This window comes from Blautia sp. NSJ-175 (assembly GCF_022867815.1).
Classification (GTDB): Bacteria; Bacillota; Clostridia; order Lachnospirales; family Lachnospiraceae; genus Blautia; species Blautia celeris.
Genome location: NZ_JALIFQ010000002.1, coordinates 412396 through 431564 on the forward strand (window position 1 = coordinate 412396; position 19169 = coordinate 431564).

The 19169-nt window shown below is 43.3% G+C and carries 16 protein-coding genes; 3 read left to right on the forward strand and 13 right to left on the reverse strand.

Going from position 1 to position 19169, the window contains the following annotated elements; all coding sequences use genetic code 11:
- Nucleotides 1-14 precede the first annotated feature (14 nt).
- Entirely contained in the window at nucleotides 15-938 is a 924-nt protein-coding gene (locus tag MUB35_RS05360; RefSeq protein WP_054352635.1) for a ParB/RepB/Spo0J family partition protein, read from the reverse strand.
- Nucleotides 929-1705: a ParA family protein gene (locus MUB35_RS05365; protein ID WP_033143188.1), complete on the reverse strand. Its 777-nt coding sequence runs from the start codon at nucleotides 1703-1705 to the stop codon at nucleotides 929-931. Before MUB35_RS05365 ends, MUB35_RS05360 begins: the two co-directional genes overlap by 10 nt.
- Before the next feature lie 1035 nt (nucleotides 1706-2740).
- Here MUB35_RS05365 and MUB35_RS05370 point away from each other — a divergent pair.
- The gene (locus MUB35_RS05370) at nucleotides 2741-3697 is read left to right on the forward strand and encodes an alpha/beta fold hydrolase (protein ID WP_054352636.1); all 957 of its coding nucleotides are present in this window, start codon (nucleotides 2741-2743) and stop codon (nucleotides 3695-3697) included.
- 114 nt (nucleotides 3698-3811) lie between these two features.
- Here the strand turns inward: MUB35_RS05370 and MUB35_RS05375 are convergent, their stop codons facing one another.
- Genes MUB35_RS05375 through MUB35_RS05390 form a run of 4 tightly spaced genes read right to left on the reverse strand, consistent with a single transcriptional unit; the run spans nucleotide 3812 to nucleotide 8714 of the window.
- On the reverse strand, nucleotides 3812-5371 hold the full coding sequence (locus MUB35_RS05375; protein ID WP_244805823.1) for a DUF4340 domain-containing protein: 1560 nt from the start codon (nucleotides 5369-5371) through the stop codon (nucleotides 3812-3814).
- Nucleotides 5372-6871 carry a GldG family protein gene (locus MUB35_RS05380; RefSeq protein ID WP_227211565.1) on the reverse strand — a complete coding sequence of 500 codons (1500 nt, stop codon included), beginning with the start codon at nucleotides 6869-6871 and terminating at the stop codon, nucleotides 5372-5374.
- Nucleotides 6872-6904: 33 nt separating this feature from the next.
- Complete coding sequence (locus MUB35_RS05385) at nucleotides 6905-7768, reverse strand: ABC transporter permease subunit (protein WP_033143185.1); 864 nt, start codon at nucleotides 7766-7768, stop codon at nucleotides 6905-6907.
- Nucleotides 7752-8714 (reverse strand): ABC transporter ATP-binding protein, encoded by a 963-nt coding sequence (locus MUB35_RS05390; protein ID WP_033143184.1) that lies wholly within the window; start codon nucleotides 8712-8714, stop codon nucleotides 7752-7754. Before MUB35_RS05390 ends, MUB35_RS05385 begins: the two co-directional genes overlap by 17 nt.
- Before the next feature lie 259 nt (nucleotides 8715-8973).
- Here MUB35_RS05390 and MUB35_RS05395 point away from each other — a divergent pair, with 259 nt between their 5' ends.
- Both MUB35_RS05395 and MUB35_RS05400 read left to right on the forward strand, forming a co-directional pair.
- Nucleotides 8974-9330, forward strand: a complete 357-nt coding sequence (locus MUB35_RS05395; RefSeq protein WP_186971200.1) for an MGMT family protein — start codon at nucleotides 8974-8976, stop codon at nucleotides 9328-9330.
- Nucleotides 9331-9356: 26 nt separating this feature from the next.
- Complete coding sequence (locus tag MUB35_RS05400; protein ID WP_227211564.1) at nucleotides 9357-9905, forward strand: hypothetical protein; 549 nt, start codon at nucleotides 9357-9359, stop codon at nucleotides 9903-9905.
- 136 nt (nucleotides 9906-10041) lie between these two features.
- On the opposite strand, the gene MUB35_RS05405 is transcribed toward MUB35_RS05400, so the two are convergent.
- From MUB35_RS05405 to MUB35_RS05435, 7 genes are all read right to left on the reverse strand, one after another.
- Nucleotides 10042-11796: a cobaltochelatase CobT-related protein gene (locus tag MUB35_RS05405; RefSeq protein WP_186971202.1), complete on the reverse strand. Its 1755-nt coding sequence runs from the start codon at nucleotides 11794-11796 to the stop codon at nucleotides 10042-10044.
- Nucleotides 11797-11823: 27 nt separating this feature from the next.
- Entirely contained in the window at nucleotides 11824-12711 is an 888-nt protein-coding gene (locus tag MUB35_RS05410; protein WP_186971203.1) for an AAA family ATPase, read from the reverse strand.
- 10 nt (nucleotides 12712-12721) lie between these two features.
- Nucleotides 12722-13471, reverse strand: coding sequence for a 16S rRNA (guanine(527)-N(7))-methyltransferase RsmG (gene rsmG, locus MUB35_RS05415; RefSeq protein ID WP_033143180.1), 750 nt, complete (start codon nucleotides 13469-13471; stop codon nucleotides 12722-12724).
- A complete protein-coding gene (gene mnmG / locus MUB35_RS05420; RefSeq protein ID WP_148392059.1) occupies nucleotides 13468-15372 on the reverse strand; it encodes a tRNA uridine-5-carboxymethylaminomethyl(34) synthesis enzyme MnmG in 1905 nt (634 codons plus the stop codon). The genes rsmG and mnmG overlap by 4 nt, the downstream gene beginning before the upstream one ends.
- A gap of 111 nt (nucleotides 15373-15483) precedes the next feature.
- On the reverse strand, nucleotides 15484-16857 hold the full coding sequence (gene mnmE / locus MUB35_RS05425; RefSeq protein ID WP_054352641.1) for a tRNA uridine-5-carboxymethylaminomethyl(34) synthesis GTPase MnmE: 1374 nt from the start codon (nucleotides 16855-16857) through the stop codon (nucleotides 15484-15486).
- Between the two features lie 147 nt (nucleotides 16858-17004).
- Nucleotides 17005-17862: an RNA-binding cell elongation regulator Jag/EloR gene (gene jag / locus MUB35_RS05430; RefSeq protein ID WP_033143177.1), complete on the reverse strand. Its 858-nt coding sequence runs from the start codon at nucleotides 17860-17862 to the stop codon at nucleotides 17005-17007.
- An 18-nt stretch (nucleotides 17863-17880) separates the two neighbouring features.
- Nucleotides 17881-19152, reverse strand: coding sequence for a YidC/Oxa1 family membrane protein insertase (locus MUB35_RS05435; RefSeq protein WP_081960514.1), 1272 nt, complete (start codon nucleotides 19150-19152; stop codon nucleotides 17881-17883).
- Nucleotides 19153-19169: the final 17 nt, after the last annotated feature.

Genomic DNA, 19169 nt, shown 5'->3' on the forward strand with positions numbered 1-19169 from the left:
ACAACTCCCTTATTTTATCTAATCGTTTCCAGTAGTTCTATAATACGTTCCAGCTCATCCTTGGAGTAATATTCAATTTCTATTTTCCCCTTATCATTGTTCTTTCGGTGTATTGCCACCTTAGAGCCAATAATCTGTTTGATTTTTTCCTCCAACTGCTGATAGACCAGATTCTGTGCTTCATCCACCGGCTTTTCCTGTTTCTCAGGTGCGGGATTCAGGATCTCTTTTACCAGTTTTTCTGTTTCCCTTACACTTAATTTTTCATCGAATACCTTTGTTGCTGCCATAACCTGAATTTCAGGGTCTTCTATTGCCAGAAGTGCCCTGGCATGACCTGTTGTGATCATCTCATCAATAAGCATCTGCTGTACACGGTCATCCAGCTTTAAAAGACGCATGGAATTAGTTACGGCAGTACGACTTTTAGATACTCTCTCAGCAATGGCATCCTGTTTCAAATGAAATTCTTCCATAAGCCGTTTATATGCCACGGCCTCCTCAATAGGGTTCAGATCCTCTCTCTGAATATTCTCAATAAGTGAAATCTCTACTGCTTCCTGATCAGAAAATTCTTTTATGATAACCGGAATTTCTTTGATACCTGCCAGTTTGGAGGCTCTCCACCTCCGCTCACCTGCGATGATTTCGTAATAATCACCCTTTTTCTGAACCAGAAGCGGCTGCAGTATGCCAAACTGTTTAATGGACTCTGCAAGTTCCAGCAGTGCATCCTCCCCAAACTGTTTTCTGGGCTGTTCCCTGTTTGGTTCTATCATTGACATTTTAATCATCTGTACGGATTTTTCATTTTTTATGTCAACTTCTTTTGTATTCTCAGCAGGTGTTGGGCCAGGGATTTTCTTTTTTACCTTAGCACTGGTATCCGGAATCATGGAATCCAGTCCTTTTCCAAGTCCACCTTTTCTTACTGCCATTCTTCATCCCCCTTATGTAATACTTCCTCTGCCAGAAGTTTGTAACTCTCTGCTCCCACAGATTTTTTATCATATAGTGTAATGGGCAGACCATAACTGGGCGCCTCTGCAAGACGGACATTTCTCGGTATAATAGTTTTGTAGATGGATTGATTCAGATTGCTCTTTACGTTCTCTACAACCTGCAGAGAAAGGTTTGTCCTGGCGTCATACATGGTAAACACTACACCTTCAATAACAAGTGAAGGATTTAAACGTTCCTGTACTAATTCTATGGTATGAATGAGCTGTGTCAGTCCTTCCAATGCGTAGTATTCACATTGAATGGGTACAAGAACGGAATCTGCTGTTGTCATTGCATTGATTGTCAAAATATTTAGTGATGGAGGGCAATCCATAATGATGAAATCATATTTGTCTTTTATGGTGTCAATATGATTCTTTAATAAAAATTCTCTGTCTTCTACTCCTACCAGTTCAATCTCGGCTCCGGCCAGGTTGACGTTAGACGGGATAATGGATAGGTTTTCAAATACGTTTTCAATCAGGCAGTCAGATAAATCGCAGTCTCCGAGAAGCAGTTCATACAGTGTGGCGTCTAAGTTTTCTTTTTCTACGCCTACGCCGCTTGTGGTGTTTCCCTGGGGGTCGATATCTATAATGAGGACTTTTTGGCTCATTTCTGCCAGGCAGGCGGAAAGATTAATGGCTGTGGTTGATTTGCCTACGCCGCCTTTTTGGTTTGCTATAGCTATAATTCTTCCCAATTATACTCTCCTCTTTTCATCTGTGTGGAAAAGTTTTTTGATGTGTTTTTTGGTTATGATATACGTGTTTATTATAGCATTAATTGTGGAGTATTTCCATAAGAATGTTTCACGTGAAACATTTTTTTATTGGTATTTTATTGGTTATATTGTATATGGGGAAATAGAGTAGAGGGCGGACGGATGGGAAGCAGGGGGAGGGCAGGTGTATGGGGAAAACGAAGCGTTTCGCTTGTCCGGAAGCTAACCTGCTCCCAGTCACTAAATTCGTCGGCAACGGCCTCCTCATTAAGTGTCTGGGGCAGGTGGATCTCCCGAACGCTCCACTAGACATCGTTTTCCCCATACACCTGCCCTCCCCCTGCTTCCCATCCTGGTTTTCTCTGTATCGATATTATACTTGTAATGTTTCACGTGAAACATTTATAGAAGCATTTGTGGCTTGTTTAGTGTGGCTTTGTTAAACTATGTATAATGAAGGTTTTGTACTATATTAAATCCATAAAATCAGCAACTGATTTTATGGATTTATTAATTTATTGTTTCTATTGCTTTTGTTTCTTTTAAAAATCAGATATATTATTTAACTTTAAATAATTAATCTAAAACAATATACAAGGTTTTATGTCGCATAGTCTCTATATGACAGTCTGTGCAATAATCGCGTTCATAAAATAGAATGTGTTAGGAAATTGTGTTTAAAAATTGCTTTTGATAAGTTATCTACTATGGTTTGTAGGAGATTTTTGTCAGATAAGATTTGTGGAGTGGGCTGTATTAAACAAATTGGGGGAAAATATGCTGCAAAGTAGATCATGCAGATTGTGATAATAAAGTTAAAATACCTTTTGTATGCTTTAATAATAACAATGTTTATTATATGCTGCAATACGTGCACTATATGTGAATATAAGATATATCTTTATGTCGTATGACTATCTATTTGATTATGGACTGTAAATTATTTTAACTTGTATAATTCACTTTAATGTCTTATAATATTAGTATATTCTTTTTCAGGAGGTGGACGGTTTTATGAAGAAATCCAGGCATAAAATAATTACGGCAAGTATACTTTTTTCCATTGCAACGGGTATTATTTATGTGATTAATCGGCTTATATTTGGGACTGCTGTGTTGAAGGAAATGTTGAAGTCCACAGCTAACAATTATTATAATTGGCGATTTGGGAAGATATATTATAAGAAGATTGGGACTGGGACGCCGGTTTTGTTGGTGCATGATTTGACGGTTTATAGCTCAGCTTATGAGTGGAATAAGATTGTGGATAAGCTGGCTGAAAACCATACGGTTTATACCATTGATCTGCTGGGGTGCGGACGGTCCGATAAGCAGAGAATCACATATACAAACTACTTATATGTGCAGATTATCTCAGATTTTATTAAAAATGTGATTCATGAGAGAACGGATGTTATCACCAGCGGTTATTCAGGCTCCTTTGCTTTGATGGCCTGCCATAATGAAACAGATTTGTTTGGTAAGATCGTCATGATCAATCCGCCAGCGCTTAATGCTTTGAATAAGATACCTGATAAAAAGAGTAAACTGTATAAGTTCCTTTTGGAAATACCTGTTTTTGGAACTTTGGTTTATAATATGATTACATGTCAGAGTAATATTCAACTGCTGTTTACGGAGCAGTATTTGTATAATCCTTTTAATATGACTGCAGAATGGCTGGATACTTATTATGAAGCGGCCCATAAGGGGATGAGCAGTTCAAGGTATCTGCTTTCCAGCATAATAGGACGGTATACAAACAATAATATTAATCATGCTTTAAAGGCAATTGATCAGAGTATTTTTATTATTGAAGGTGAGGCAGAGAGGGACAGCAAAGATATTATATCTCAGTATACAGAATGTAATCCTGCTGTTGAGGCAATTAGTTTGAAAGGAGCCAAACACTTACCGCAAATGGAGACACCCGATAAATTAATGGAACAGTTAAATATATTTCTTGATTAAATGTTTCACGTGAAACATTTACAAAAAGAGTTCTGCAGCATTTCCGGCTGCAGGACTCTTTTTAGGTTATTTACTCATATGTGATAAACTCAATTGTAAAGTATACTTTTGTTTTTATGATTCCTTATTCTGTTTTTCTAAAAAGGCATTAAAAGCCTCTGTCAGTTCTTTTACTTTCATTTTGTTTACGAATGATGCATTTCCTTTGCTGTCTTTTACCAGATAAAAGCTGGAATCATACGCATAATACTCAGTAGTCACATCCACACCATTTTCCTTGTAGAAATGTACTGTCATTTCAGGTGGATTTTCCATATCAGGAACCGTGTCTAACCGTTCCTGGCATTCCATACCGCTTATAAGACTGTAAAACTCAGAGAAATCAGACAGTTCTATTTCTTTGCCATTCATATAATAGGTAGTAACCGTTGTTGTTTCCTCTTCTTCTGTATCTGTATCCTCTGTATTTTCTTTATCACTGTCACTCTCTACCTGTTTTTCCTCAGTTTTCTTAGTAAATTCATAGGTATTTCCATCTTTTTCAATAGTGACTTTATCCAGATCGGCAAAAATATAATCTGATACATAAGTACTGAGGAATTGATTTACTTCTGCATTCAGGAGATTGTCAACAGTAGAACTGCTTAAAGTATAAACCCCTGACTGACTCTGAAGCTTAGCATAATAACTGTTATCTTCTGTTTTATTACCTATTAATAAAACTTCCTGTTTATCGACAGTCACTTTTTCCTCTGTATCTTCTGTGGTATCACTCTCAGCTTCAGCATCCTTACTTTTATTGTCTGTAGTATTGCTGCCATCCGCAGTATCTGCACTGTCATCTTTCGTTTTATCAGTAGATTTTGTTTCAGTAACCTGATAATTTATCGTAATTATTGTCGGGTTATCAAGTCCATACTGACTCAAATCTTCTGTATTTTGACTGATAAAACTGCTCCAGGATAAACTTGTTATGGGGTTAGTAAATTCAGATACCTGTGAACTGCCCGCATCTTTCTTTGTACCATCCCATCCCGTTACAGTCCAGCCTGTACTGGAACTGCTGTCTTTGAAAACTGAAAATGTCTGTCCATTTCTTTCCATTATGACGCCTGTTATGTCTGTAATACTTGGAAATGTTTCTTTTTCTGCCAGATCATTGATATCAAACTGCAGCGAAGTGACAATTGTGGAGGAAACCATATAAACTTTTTCATTATCTTTGTTCAGCGTCATATAGCTGCTGCTTGTAACTGAATTTGTATCTCCAAATTGCAGCGTCTGTTCCTTTCCATCTTTATCTTTTAAACTTACAGTAACAGTTGGATTATCCAAACCATATTCCGAAATATTATCCGGTTTTTCTAACACTCTGTCAGCAGCTATTTTTTCAAATTTACTGATAATTTCTCCAAATGCTGATTGATCCAGCGGAAAGTTTTCTTCTCCGTTGTATTTCCATATGTCATCACTTTTTGTAAATTTATATTCATTTTCGCCTGATTTGAATACCGCTTCACTGATATCTTCTACAGTTGTCTCGAATGCCGTTTCTGATGTTTTCTCAGTATCCTGACTATCCTCTTTGCTGCTGTTATGAAGAACAAGATAAAATACCAGCAGCAAAGCTAATATGATAATGCCCGCAATAAGTGCTGTATTTTTTTTCTTCATTTACTGTTTTCTCCTCTTCATCCAGATTCCACCACCTAAAATCACTAAAAATGCCGGTACTACAGCCATAACAAATATACTCCAGAAGCTGGCGTCTGCTGCTGGTATTGTCAAGGTCGACGTATCCAGACTTTTACTGGATATTGATATTGTACTGCCATCTTCATTTGAGCACATCCAGTTGACAGATGCAGAAATTAATTCAAAGTTTGCACCGGATACCATTGTATTCATATTGTCATTAAACAGTGTCTCAGATGAATAATATACGATCTGCGTCTGTTTATCATCCTCCAGATCTTCACTGATTGCCACACCTACATGGAATGGACCGTCAATGTCTCCACTTTCTTTCTCCATTGTCTGCATATTTTCCACATTTACTTTGGAATAAGAACTGTCGGATGTGGTTAATATATTCTGAATTGTCAAAGTATCCCTATAATTATCTGTTGTCTCAATTCCCTGAGCCAAAGGCATAAGGATATAACGGCTTTGGGAGGAGAGATTTGAGGTAATATCATTGCTTTCTATATTAGGAAGCAGGTATGACGGGTTCTGAGAAATATAATGGTTTGTATCTGCCTCAAGAATAATGCCGTCAACGGTTTTCACGCCGTAATTTTCCAAAACAGAGGCAAAATTAGGCATGTCTTCCCCTGTATAATTGGATACAATCAGTGCTTTTCCTCCGTCTTCCAGGTAAGTAATAATCTTCTTTGCCTCATCCTCCAAAATATCCTTTGATGGTGCAAAAATAAACAAACAGTCCGCATCTTCCGGAACAGCGTCCATTGTAAGAAGATTTAGAGATTGGATATCAATATTTGCCTTCTGTATCATATCTTTCAGTGAATCGCTCATAGAAGACTCATCGTGACCTTCCAGTGTATACATTACAGGCATATTATCTGATGTCACATAGTTGATCGCACTAGTAAGCTGTCCCTCTCCGTCAAACCCGGTCACTTCGCTTGCATATGTCTGGTAATTCACAGAGGTCTCATACATGGAGTTATAATCAACCACTTTACTTTTATCACCGGAAACTACAATAACACTATTGTTGTTTACTCCTTCTGTTGTATACTGTGAGGTAAACTTTGGATTAACAGCAGGATCTTTCTGCTCTACCTTTACATGGTCACTGCTTTCCTCATACCGTTCCAGCAGTTTTTCTATATCACTGCTTTCAGAACCTTTCTGTGCTATAAAATATAAGGTAACATCTTTATCCAGATTCTTCAGCAGTTTTTTTGTCTGATCTCCGATACTGTACATCTTTTGTGTACTTAAGTCTATTTCTCTGTATTTTGACGGAAGCTCCTGGATAAGCAGATTTACTACTACCAGAATTGCCACGAATACCGCGACTACTCCCATACTATATGTTCCATGCTTCAGATTTTTCCTGTTTTTTCGTCTGTTTTCTTTATTATTACTAATAATATCTTTAATATTAATTTTTTTCTTATTAATATTACTTTTTATTTCTTTCATGTCTGCATTTTCTCCTTTCTTCGACCTCCAAAATCAGCTCCAACGCCGTTTTTGTATGGATTGAATTGTCAGAAATACAAAAATGCATATTACGGAAAGCATATATACGATTCCTGTCACATCCAGTATACCGCCAACAAAGTTATCAAAATGATTTGCGATTGCCAGTAAATCCAATACTTTTTGTATGGCGCCTTCAAAAAGAGAAGACTTTACAAAATACAGAACCACAGTAACTCCCACCAATATAACTCCCACAACGCCTGTAAGGATCGCATCTCTTGTCATCTGATAAACAATGAACGCAATTATAATCCCAATCACCACAAAAGCCAGCATAGAGCTCACTGCTGTCTGGGAGAAGAAGGACTCAATTCCGTTCATCACATAACTGCAGAAAAGAACGCCGAATGTAAGGACAGCTGCAATAACCTGACTCTCTGTGACAGAGGATAAAAATAATCCCACTGCTATGTTGGCGCATCCCAGGAAGAAAAAGCCGATCACAGCCGTATAGGCCATAGGATAAGATACCGTACCGTATTTCCCCATAATAAGGGGATAGCAGGCAGCAATGATAACAGGGATCACATAGATCGTGACCATCCCCAGATATTTTCCCAGCACAATTTTCCAAACTGCCACCGGTGAAGTAAAGAGTAACTGGTCTGTCTTATTTTTCTTCTCCTCTGCCAGTATCCTCATTGTCAGTACCGGTGTTATGATCAAAAATATAAATGTAACCGAACTCAAAGTTGCTCCGAAATCCGGTGTTGCATAGTTCAGGTTATATGCAGTAAAATAAATACCTAATATTAGTAATATAAATGCCATAAACACATAACCTACCATGGATGTAAGGTAACTCTTCACTTCTTTCTTATATATCGCCAGCATCTTCTTTTTCCTCCCCGCTATCTGTCAGCTTTAAGAACACTTCTTCTAATGTCATATTCGTTGACTGCATCTTTAAGATAGGATATTTCGCTTCCGCCAGGGCAAAGAATATATTCTCCCTTACGTCCTGGTCCCCGGCTATCTTGACCGTAAAATCACAGGCGTCTTTTACCATGGACTCATGATAGATAAGTTCTTCTATATTGTCCACCATATCAAGCGCTTTTCTGATCTCCTCTTCCGGTCCTTTTACTGTAAGTTCAAGGGAATTTGCACCTGTCATAACCTTACTCAGATTTTCAGGTGAATCGCTGGCAACCAGTCTGCCACGATCAATAATGAGCACATGATCACATACAGCACTAACCTCTGATAGGATATGTGAACTGAGGATAACTGTATGTTTTTCACCTAAACTCTTGATCAAATCCCTAATCTCAATGATCTGTTTTGGGTCAAGCCCCACTGTGGGTTCATCCAGAATGATAATTTCGGGATATCCCAAAAGTGCCTGTGCCAGGCCAACTCTCTGCTTGTACCCTTTGGACAGGTTTTTGATCAGCCTGTATTTCATTTCTTCCAGTTTAGTAGTTGACATAACTTCGGATATGTTCTTTTCTATTTCTGCCTTTGGAATGGATTTCAGCTCTGCCACAAATTTCAAATATTCCATCACTGTCATATCCTGATACAAAGGCGGCAGCTCGGGCAGATAGCCGATACATTTTTTAGCCTTCTCAGGCTCCTCCAGGATATTATGTCCGTCAATCAGAATATCTCCCTCTGTGGACGCAATATATCCTGTGATCATGTTCATAGTAGTGGACTTTCCGGCGCCATTTGGTCCCAGAAACCCGTAAATTTTACCTTTTTCCACAGTAAAGTTCAGATGGTCCACTGCCACATGATTTCCGTACTTTTTTACAAGATTCCTTACTTCAATCAAAATGTTCCCTCCTTTAATCTTGTGCTTCCATAATCTGACCTTTCTAATTTTATTTTTTAATTGTGATAAAAATTAGGTAAGACTGTGATTTTTCTGTGAAATATTACCAGACCTTTTTCATCCAGAACTCTAAATTTCAAACATTCGCACAATTTCTCAATCATTCGACAGATCTGTCACACATCTGCCTGCATTGACTTTTCAAAAAAATTATCGTATGCTCAAGAAAACAAACACTTACTGCAGAAGAGGAACCAAGATGGATTTTTACAAAAGAGTAGAATATGTATGCAGGCAGATTCCCTGCGGCAGGGCTGCCACCTACGGCCAAATTGCCCTGTTATGCGGCATGCCCACCCATTCCCGCCAGGTTGGCTACGCCCTGAACAAAAGATTGAATTCCCCAGAAATCCCTGCGCACCGCGTTGTAAACCACAGAGGATATCTTTCAGGTTCCGCCTCCTTTACATTTCCCCACACTCAGGAATCCCTCCTGAAAAAAGAAGGCGTCCCCGTAACACCGGAGCACACCATTGATCTGAAAAAATACGGCTGGCACCACACCCTGGACGACGCCGTGCGCTTCCGTGCCTACTTCACCGCCCACAACATCTGAATTCTGAAAAAATGAAAGGAAAAATTATGACAATAAAAGAAAAAGCAGATAAACTCCTCCACGAAACCGGGCTCTGCCAAGAACTGAAAAAATACGGTGAACCTCACCCCATCGGCAGCTACCGTATGGATATGATGGTTTACAACGATTTGGACATCGACATCCAAAACGATTCCATGACCCTTGAAAAACTTCATTCACTTACACTCTATATCCTGACAACCTTCCGCCCCACCTGGTACGAAGCCCGCGAGGAAATCAACGATGAGGGCAAAACGGTCTGGTTCCACGGCTTTCACGCCCTATTCATGGATGAACTCTGGAACTTTGATCTTTGGTTTTTTGACCGGGAAACCATTACCAAAGCCGAAGCTTACTGCGACAACATAACCATGCTCTGCCGCCAGACTCCATCCCTGAAAACAGCCATCACAACAATAAAAAAAGACCTTCTCTCCCAAGGTCTCTATCGCTATGACAAATACACCAGCATGGATGTCTACCAGTCCGTCCTCACGGAAGGCATTACCAACACCCAGGCTTTCCTGAAAAAACACCCCTTACCAACTCTCTGACCACTAATACCGGCCTCCTGCTGCCGCATTCCGCTCCGCGCTCTATCCTCCCGCTGCCACATCCCCCTCAGCGGATTTAAGGAGGCTCGGCAGGAGGACAGGGCACGAAACAAACCCTATTCCCCGCCAGCCGCTTTTAAACATCCAGAAGCTGTCTCTTCAAATACCGTCCCACAACATTAGCAAAATTCCCAATATCCCGGATATAAGCAAAATCTCTCCCGAATATCTTCTTCTCTGCCTGCAGGTCCTCCTCCTCCCCGGCAAACACTCCAAGCACTGCAATCCTCTTATTCCTGAGCTTCCGCACTTCTGTAGCCGTATCTTTCACCGCAAATTCCGTACAATAAGCCTCCTTCTTACTCCCCCTCAGGCTTCCTGCGATCACATCATTTGGCCTTCCGTCGCTGAGTACGATCAGAATCTTATTCTCTTCCTTCCGTTTCTCCAGGCTTTCCGCCGCCGCTCTCACAGCCAGCCCGTCACGGTTATTGGCAGAACCGTAGAACTCAAAGATTCTCTCATTTGCGGCCCTGTCATCCTCATAATCCCGGAATCTCTGCATAATAGTAAAATCTCCAAAAGTACAGAATCCCATAACCCTCTGCGGAATTCTCACAATGCTCAGGGCCTCACTGATAATATATCCCTGAAGCGCTACAAGGGCCTGTCTGCCCTGTTGGGAGCCGCTTGCATCAATCAATATCTCCACAGCGAAATCCGTGTTATCCCGTATAATTTCGCGCTCAAACAGCCTTCTGTTGTCTGTCCTCCCCAGATTCCACAACTTTCTTGCACAGATACTCCCATACTCACTGGACACCACTTCCCTCTCATTTCTGGTAAGAAGTGCCCGCTTCAGTGTATTTGCCAGCATCTGCACATTCTGTCTGGTCACCATCTGGTTCAGATTCAACACCCTGAGATTATCATCTCTGACCTTTTTTACATACTCAGCCTTGGCGCTCTCCTCCAGATCCCCGTGCAGCAGCCCGTCTGTAAAATGCAGACGACAGCCCTCATGGCTGCCCCTGCAGACCTGGCTGTTCTGATGCTTCTGTTCCTGGACAGACAGATAGCTCCTTCCATAATTAAGCTCCACATACTCATCCAGGCGGGCGGAAGATTCCTCGTCCAGCACGATCACATTTGCCTTGTGCCGGTTCAGCAGCTCTTCCTCCTCCATCAGTTCATCGGTAAAAAGATTTACCTTATGCTCATCCTCACTCTCCTCGGATTCCTCCTCCAGATTCTCTTTATCCGTATACTCTTTGCTGTTCTCCTCAGAATCCCTGAGTTCCTCGCTGAGGCCCTTGAACTTCTTCGTAAATCCCTTGGCATATGCCCCCTCATATACAGCACCGAGACAATTTACAATCTGTGACGTATCCTCTGCGTCTTCCAGCGTACAGATAAGCTGTATCAGTCTCTGGTTTCTCTCATCCGCCTCCGTTTTATCCAGCATATACCGCAGATAGCATGCTTCTATATTACCCCAATCCGTATGCGTAAGCCTCATGCTGTCCTTTTCCAGCGTATCCCGCATGGCTCTGCGCCGTATGGACGCCACGCCGCGCCGCTCCTTTTCCAGCTTTTTATACACAGCGCAGTCAATACACAATCTTCCCAGTGCAAGGAGCACAGACGGTTCCCAGCCGGCATAGACCTTTTTCGTTATGTAAGACTCATACTCTTCAACGCTGAAATACCTGGCAAATCCTCCATGCCGGACAGCATCATAAAAGGCAATGTATTTTGACTTCTGCCAGGCCTCCGGATCCACCTCAATGTCCAGTTCATAATCCTGGCTGACCGTCCACATGAGATTCCTAATCCTGTTCTGGATATCCAGACGGTTTGCCTCTGCTTCCCATCTATCTTCGTTTTCCATACAATACATCTCCCCATATGCGTCTGTTTAAAATACATCGCTGCTGGTCCACTCCTCAGGTATCCGGGTCATGACAATATCAGCGATCAGCTCTCTCTCAAACGCGTCGAAACATTTATCCGTGATTCCCATATCAATGGCATCAACCGGGTTTAAACCGCCTTTTATCAGCTTCAATGCCCCAATCAGTCCACGCATATCCACCGCTTTGGTTGAAATCTCACCGTTTTTTGCCTTGAGCTGCAGATCCAGGAAAAGTCCTGAGAACTGTTCAAGTGCCCCGTCCTTCACATCAGGAAACGCGCTCTTTAAGATTCCCATGAGCCTGTCTTCCGTCATGGACGGCATATTGATCACCATGAACCTGGAGACCAGTGCCTCATTTAACTCCTTAGTCCCCGCATACCCATAATTCATGGTAGCGATAAACCTGGCAGCCGGGTCCAGATCTATCTTGTCATATCCCGGTACATCAATCACCCGTCTGTAGTCAAGCGTTGCATGGAGGACGGAGACCGCATCATTCTTTGCCATATTGATCTCATCCAAAATTCCAAATCCCCCGTATCTGGCGCACTGGTAAATAGGTCCTTTCCGAAGCTTTACCTCATTGCCCACAAAGGTATCTGTGCCGATCAAAGTGCTGCTGTCCGTATTCACATGGAAAGATACATTGTAAAGCGGCCTTCCGAAAATCCATGCCAGATTCTCGGCAAGTACATTCTTTCCCGTGGCCTTGTCTCCGCAGAGAAGGATATTCTCCCCCTCCAGAATGGCTGTCACTGCTTTCTCTAAAATTTCCTCCCCGAAAAACGGCATGGAAGGTGCAGTGATCCTGTCCTTTACCATGTCAGCAACAGGATTTTCTTTCTTAAACAGTTCTACTCTCTTTTTCAGGCTTTCTTTCAATTCCATTCTGCTCACCTCACAAAATAGGCTCCTTCGCCGGAGTTCCCGCTTTGCGCGGATATTTCTTCGGTGTAGGCTTTGCCTTCTGAATCACTACAAGGGAACGCTCCATATCTGTTCCCGGAAGGAGAAATTCTTCTGTCTTCTCCAGCTTTCCTCCCAGTACGGATACTGCTTTCTTCCCCTCCATAAGTTCCTCTTTCACTCTGCCTGACTTATAAGCTACAAAGAAGCCGCCTTCCTTTACATAAGGCATGCAATACTCACTGATGGTACATAGCCTTGCCACTGCCCTGGTAACACTGAGATCATACTGTTCCCTGAGCTCCGGCCTTCTGGCCCCGTCCTCCGCACGTCCGTGCACGGTGTGGATGCCCTCAAGACCCAGATCTTCTATGACGGCATCCAAAAATTTAAGACGTTTATTCAGGGAATCCAGAAGTGTCACCTGAAGGTGGGGAAATACAATTTTAAGGGGAATCCCCGGGAATCCCGCTCCGGTTCCCACATCAATGCAGGATTTTATATTCTCCATATCCAGGGCTTTTACAATAGAGAGACTGTCCACAAAATGTTTGGTCAAAACTTCCTCGAACTCCGTAATTCCCGTCAGATTCATGACCTTGTTCCATTCCACCAGCATCTCGTAGTAGCGCACAAACTGCTGCTTCTGTTCCTCTGTTAAGGTCAGCCCCAATTCCCCGCAGCCATTCTCCAGTATATCCAGGCAGTATGCCTTCTGTTCCTGATTTGTCACTTCACTCATGCATCCGCCTCCTTATGAATTCCGTTTCTTCTGTAAGATTCCATATATACAAGCAGTACCGATATATCCGCCGGGGATACGCCTGCGATCCTGGACGCCTGTCCAATGGATACCGGCCTGTATTCCTTTAACTTCTGCTTTGCCTCTATCCTCAATCCGCTTATTTCCTCATAATCCAGGTCCTCAGGCAGACGTTTTGTCTCCAGTTTCTTAAACTGTTCCACCTGTTTTAACTGCCTGCGGATATAACCGTCATACTTGATGTTAATGTTTACCTGTTCTGCCACATCCTCAGGAAGTTTCGGCCTTTTTTTATCCAGCGGCGCCAGAATTTTGTAAGAAAGTTCCGGACGCCTGATCAGTTCTGCCAGAGAGGAGCCGTTTTTCAGCAGTGTACTTCCGTAGGATTCCAGAAGTTCCTGCACTTCCTTTGAAGCACCTACAAAGGTGTTCTCCACACGGGCTGCCTCCTCCTCTATCTTCTGCTTCTTCCAGAGTACATACTGATACTCCTCCTCACTCACCAGACCCACCTGATATCCCTTTTCCCTGAGGCGCAGGTCCGCGTTGTCCTGTCTGAGGAGCAGGCGGTATTCCGCCCGGCTTGTCATCATTCTGTAAGGTTCATGATTTTCCTTCGTCACCAGGTCATCGATCAAAACGCCGATGTAGGATTCGGACCGGTCCAGTATGAGCATTTCCCGTCCCAGCACCTCCATGGCCGCATTGATCCCTGCCACAAGCCCCTGGGCTGCTGCCTCCTCATAACCGGAACTTCCGTTAAACTGTCCGCCTGAGAAAAGCCCTTTTATCTCCTTAAACTCAAGCGTTGGATAAAGCTGTCTTGCATTGATACAGTCGTATTCTATGGCATAGGCATTCCTTACAATCTTTGCATTCTCAAGTCCGGGTACGGAGTGATACATCTCATGCTGCACATCCTCCGGCAGGGAGCTGGACATGCCGCCCACATACATTTCATTGGTATACAGCCCTTCCGGCTCCAAGAATACCTGATGTCTGTTCTTATCCGCGAATTTTACCACTTTATCCTCAATAGACGGGCAGTATCTCGGCCCTGTTCCCTCAATCATACCGGAATACAGAGGGGAGCGGTCCAGGTTATTCCTGATGATCTCATGCGTCTTTTCATTGGTATAAGTAAGCCAGCAGGATGCCTGGTCAATCTGTACATCTTCCGGATCGGTCGAAAAGGAGAAGGGAACCACCCTCTCATCCCCGAACTGTTCTTCCATTTTGGAAAAGTCAATACTTCTCTTATCAATCCTGGCAGGTGTTCCCGTCTTAAACCGGTACATCTCCACACCCAGATTCTTCAGGGATTCCGTCAGGTAATTAGCAGCCTGCAGACCGTTCGGGCCTGTATAACTGCTTACATCACCGTAGATGCAGCGGGCTTTCAGATACGTTCCGGTACAGAGCACCACAGCCTTTGTCTGATACACGGCTCCTGAATACGTCTTTACACCTGCTGCCTTATGCTCCTGCGCCAGGATTTCTGTCACCTCGGCCTGTTTGATGGTGAGATGTTCCGTGTTCTCCAGTACCCTTCTCATACTCCTGGTATACTCCTGCTTGTCCGCCTGGGCGCGCAGGGAATGGACGGCAGGTCCCTTCGATACATTGAGCATTTTTGACTGGATAAAGGTCTTGTCAATATTTTTTCCCATCTCACCGCCAAGGGCGTCAATCTCTCTCACCAGATGGCCCTTGGAACTCCCGCCTATGTTGGGATTGCAGGGCATCAGCGCAATACTGTCCACGCTCACTGTGAACATGATGGTCTCAAGGCCCAGGCGTGCACAGGCAAGCGCAGCCTCACAGCCGGCATGACCCGCGCCCACAATGGCGATATCGTAATTCTCAACCAGATTGTTCATTCTAATGGCTTCCTTTCTGAAATAACTATTCACATGATTTTTCTATTTGAACTCTGTTATCCACATTTTCGATAAAATATGATGATTTTTGTGGATAACACTGCCGTATTTTTATTTTCCTGTGCAGAACTTCGCAAATATCTCATTTACCAGGTCTTCCCCCACGGACTCCCCGATAATGGTTCCCAGACTCTCGTATGCGTTCATCAGGTCAATGGAGAAGAAATCCTCAGGCATCTGCATGGCAATGCTGTTTTCCACAAGCTCCAGGCTTTTCACAGCGTCCTCCAAAGCCGTCTTATGGCGGATATTTGTAATATATACCTCATCATTAAAGGACAGCTCGCCTTCAAAGAACATATCCTTGATCTGCTGCTCCAGCACATCGATTCCCTGCTCCTCCTTGGCGGATACAGGTATCACCGGATGGTTCATCCGCAGCCTCAGGCTTTCCTCTGAGACCACTGTATCCAGATCCGTCTTGTTCAGCAGAATGACTGCCTTCTTATCTTCCAGCATGGAGATGATCTCCTCATCGTTCTCATCCAGGGGGATGGAGGAATCCACCACGTAGAGAATCAGGTCCGCGTCCTTTGCGTACTCTTTTGCTCTTCCCACGCCGATCTGTTCCACACGATCCTCTGTATCCCTGATACCGGCTGTATCTATCATACGGAGGGAGATGCCGTGCAGGACAATGGTCTCCTCCAGAATATCCCTGGTAGTCCCCGCAATATCCGTTACAATGGCTCTCTCCTCTCCCACAAGAAGATTCATAAGTGAAGATTTTCCCGCATTTGGTTTGCCCACAATGACGGTCTTGATACCCTCCTTCATCATCTTGCCTTCCCCGGCAGTTTCCAGCAGTCTCTCGATTCTGGATTTCTGTTCAGCCACTTCTCTTTCCAGGGTCTCCCCGTATCCGTCTATACTGATATACTCCGGGTCATCCAGGGCTGACTCAATATAGGCAATGTGATAGATAATACTCTCCCTGATTTCCCGGATCACCTTCTGCACAGACCCCTTTAACTGGTTCAGGGAACTTTTCAGCGCATATTCATTTTTGGCATTGATCACATCAATCACTGCTTCAGCCTGGGACAGGTCTATCCTTCCGTTTAGGAACGCCCTTTTTGTAAATTCCCCCGGCTCTGCAGGGCGGGCGCCGTATTTTATCACGGTCTCCAGCACCCGTTTCATGGCCAGAACACCGCCGTGGCAGTCGATCTCCACCGTATCCTCACCGGTATAGCTTCTGGGGCCGTCCATGAGCATGACCAGCACCTCATCAATCTCTTCCTCCCCGTCATAGATAAACCCATAGTGAATGGTGTGTGACGGTTCATTGTCAATCTGCTTTCTGCCGCCTTTGGAACGGTAAACCTTCCGGACTATCCCGCGGCTTTCGGGACCGCTCATACGGATGATTCCGATTCCCGATGCCGTCATAGCTGTGGCGATTGCTGCAATGGTATCTGCCATTTTCTTCAACTCCTCTGATTCTATTTCAACATTAACACAGGTAACGTAAATTTATAGTCAAAATTAAAAAAATTCCAGGCGAAAGCGCAGAGAAATTTATTCTCCATTATTCACGCTTTCACCTAGAATAATCATACTTAATATATATTATTTTTTCAGCTTTACAACCACGTGGCGGTAAGGTTCATTTCCCTCACTGTAAGTCTCCACGTAGCGGTTGCCCTGTAATGCAGAGTGGATGATTCTTCTCTCATAGGGATTCATCGGCTCCAGGGAAACCGGTTTTCTGGTCTTTCTGACTTTGTAGGCAATGCTCTTTGCCAGATTTTCCAGAGTCTCTTTTCTCCTGTTTCTGTAATCCTCAGTATCCAGCTTCACACGGATATATCCCTGTCTTCCCTTGTTGACAACAAGGCTTGTGAGATACTGCAGAGAATCCAGAGTCTGTCCTCTCTTGCCTATAAGAATGCCCATGTCCTCACCCAAAAATTCAATTTCCAGGTTGCCTTCCGCGCTCTTATATTCCATCTTGATCTCAACTTCAAGCTCCATGGCTTTAAACACGCCGCTTAAGAACTTCTCCGCGTCTGCTTTGACAGCTGTGATCTCTTCTTCTGTTCTCTCAACGACCTTCCGCTCTTCATGCTGCGGTTTTACATCCTCTTTGAAAGCCTCTGCCTTTCTGGCATCTTTTTTCGGCTCCCTCTTAGGCTCTCTTCTCGGCTCGCTCTTGAACTCTTTTTTCGCTTCTTTTCTTTCTTCCTTTGGTGCTTCTTTTCTCTCTTCTTTTACCGGAACAGCCTCTTCAATTACTGGTTCTTCTGGTAAGGATACTTCTTTTCTGCGAACATTGATCCTGGCCGGTTTGGCTCCGAATCCTAAAAATCCTGAACTACCTTCAAATAAAACCTGAATCTCCAGATTTTCACTGGAGGTCTCAAAATCCAGACAAGCTTTTGTGATCGCTTCGTCTACAGTTTTTGCAGAAAATTCTTTGAATTCCATGCTTCTTCCCCCTTACCCCTACTTCTTCTTAGATTTGTTTTTCTGATCAAATTGAGCAACCATGTTTGCCTTTGAAGCTAAACTTCCCGGTTTTGCATTCTGCACATTCTTGTAATATTCGGTAGATTTCTGAACTGCAGCATTTCTGTCCTCAGCGGTTGTCTTCTTCGGCTCCTCAATGTTTCTTACATTCATCTTAGCCTGCTGCGTGATCTTCTGCGGCGGAAGTCCTGCTTTTGCACGCTTCTTAGCCATCTTTTCCTGGTTCTTCTTAATGAAATCATCCATATTCATATTGTCCAGATGTCTGTTGATGACAAGCTGCTGTACACAGCGGATCACAGAACCGGCGATCCAGTAGATACCAATACCTACAGGGAATGAGAAACAGATAAAAGCGGAAAACAGAGGCATGAAAGTGTTCATACCCTTCATTGTGGCATTCATCTGGCTGTTTGTGTCGTCTGTTGCTGCTGTGGGCATTAATTTTAAGTTCAGCATCTGAGTCAGCCAGGACAACAGCGGAATCATGATCGCAGCAACGATCAGAAGATACGTGTGCTCACTCCATCCTGTTTTGATCAGGGAAAGCGGTGTGTCCGCTATGTTCAGTCCCAGGAAATTCTGCATGGGATGGATTTTACCCGCAGTGTCACTCAAGGTCTGCGCAAAACCGCTGAACTTGTCCACATCGCCAAGATCTGCCCACTGGGAGGGGGACAGACTGTATAAAAAGTCAATGACATGGTTATCATTTACACCCTTGCCATTTGTGGGCCAGCTATAACTTCTGATACCATGCTCTTTAATAAATTCCGTGATGATTCCCACATATCCGTCCACATTTGTGATTTTAACAACTGCGGAATCGAACATGTGCTTAATTCCTCCGATGTATCCCGGCATCTTGATGATAACCTGGTACAGAGCGAAGAAGATAGGCATCTGAATAACCATCTGCAGACAGCTTCCTGTAGGAGATACACCGTACTTTTCATATACGGCCATGGTCTCTTCCTGCATCTTCATCTGTGAGTTCTGGTCTTTTTTGCCTTTATATTTCTTGTTTATTTTCTGTAATTCCGGGGACATGACTGCATTCATCTTAGAGAACTTCTGCTGTTTGATCTGCAGAGGCGTCATGAACATATAAATAATAATCGTAAATAAAATAATGCAGAGGCCCAGGTTTGTGACCCCGATACTGTAAATGCCGTTCATCAGCCAGCCCATTACTTCAGCGACCCATTTTACAATCGGCATTGTACTCTTTGTTAGCAACGCAACCAAAATATTTTCCTCCTTAT

What these genes read in the sequence shown, in the direction of transcription:
- MUB35_RS05360 (WP_054352635.1), bottom strand. Translation starts at nt 938, where the DNA reads ATGGCAGTAAGAAAAGGTGGACTTGGAAAAGGACTGGATTCCATGATT.
- MUB35_RS05370 (WP_054352636.1), top strand. Translation starts at nt 2,741, where the DNA reads ATGAAGAAATCCAGGCATAAAATAATTACGGCAAGTATACTTTTTTCC.
- MUB35_RS05375 (WP_244805823.1), bottom strand. Translation starts at nt 5,371, where the DNA reads ATGAAGAAAAAAAATACAGCACTTATTGCGGGCATTATCATATTAGCT.
- MUB35_RS05380 (WP_227211565.1), bottom strand. Translation starts at nt 6,871, where the DNA reads ATGAAAGAAATAAAAAGTAATATTAATAAGAAAAAAATTAATATTAAA.
- MUB35_RS05385 (WP_033143185.1), bottom strand. Translation starts at nt 7,768, where the DNA reads ATGCTGGCGATATATAAGAAAGAAGTGAAGAGTTACCTTACATCCATG.
- MUB35_RS05395 (WP_186971200.1), top strand. Translation starts at nt 8,974, where the DNA reads ATGGATTTTTACAAAAGAGTAGAATATGTATGCAGGCAGATTCCCTGC.
- MUB35_RS05400 (WP_227211564.1), top strand. Translation starts at nt 9,357, where the DNA reads ATGACAATAAAAGAAAAAGCAGATAAACTCCTCCACGAAACCGGGCTC.
- MUB35_RS05405 (WP_186971202.1), bottom strand. Translation starts at nt 11,796, where the DNA reads ATGGAAAACGAAGATAGATGGGAAGCAGAGGCAAACCGTCTGGATATC.
- MUB35_RS05410 (WP_186971203.1), bottom strand. Translation starts at nt 12,711, where the DNA reads ATGGAATTGAAAGAAAGCCTGAAAAAGAGAGTAGAACTGTTTAAGAAA.
- rsmG (WP_033143180.1), bottom strand. Translation starts at nt 13,471, where the DNA reads ATGAGTGAAGTGACAAATCAGGAACAGAAGGCATACTGCCTGGATATA.
- mnmG (WP_148392059.1), bottom strand. Translation starts at nt 15,372, where the DNA reads ATGAACAATCTGGTTGAGAATTACGATATCGCCATTGTGGGCGCGGGT.
- mnmE (WP_054352641.1), bottom strand. Translation starts at nt 16,857, where the DNA reads ATGGCAGATACCATTGCAGCAATCGCCACAGCTATGACGGCATCGGGA.
- jag (WP_033143177.1), bottom strand. Translation starts at nt 17,862, where the DNA reads ATGGAATTCAAAGAATTTTCTGCAAAAACTGTAGACGAAGCGATCACA.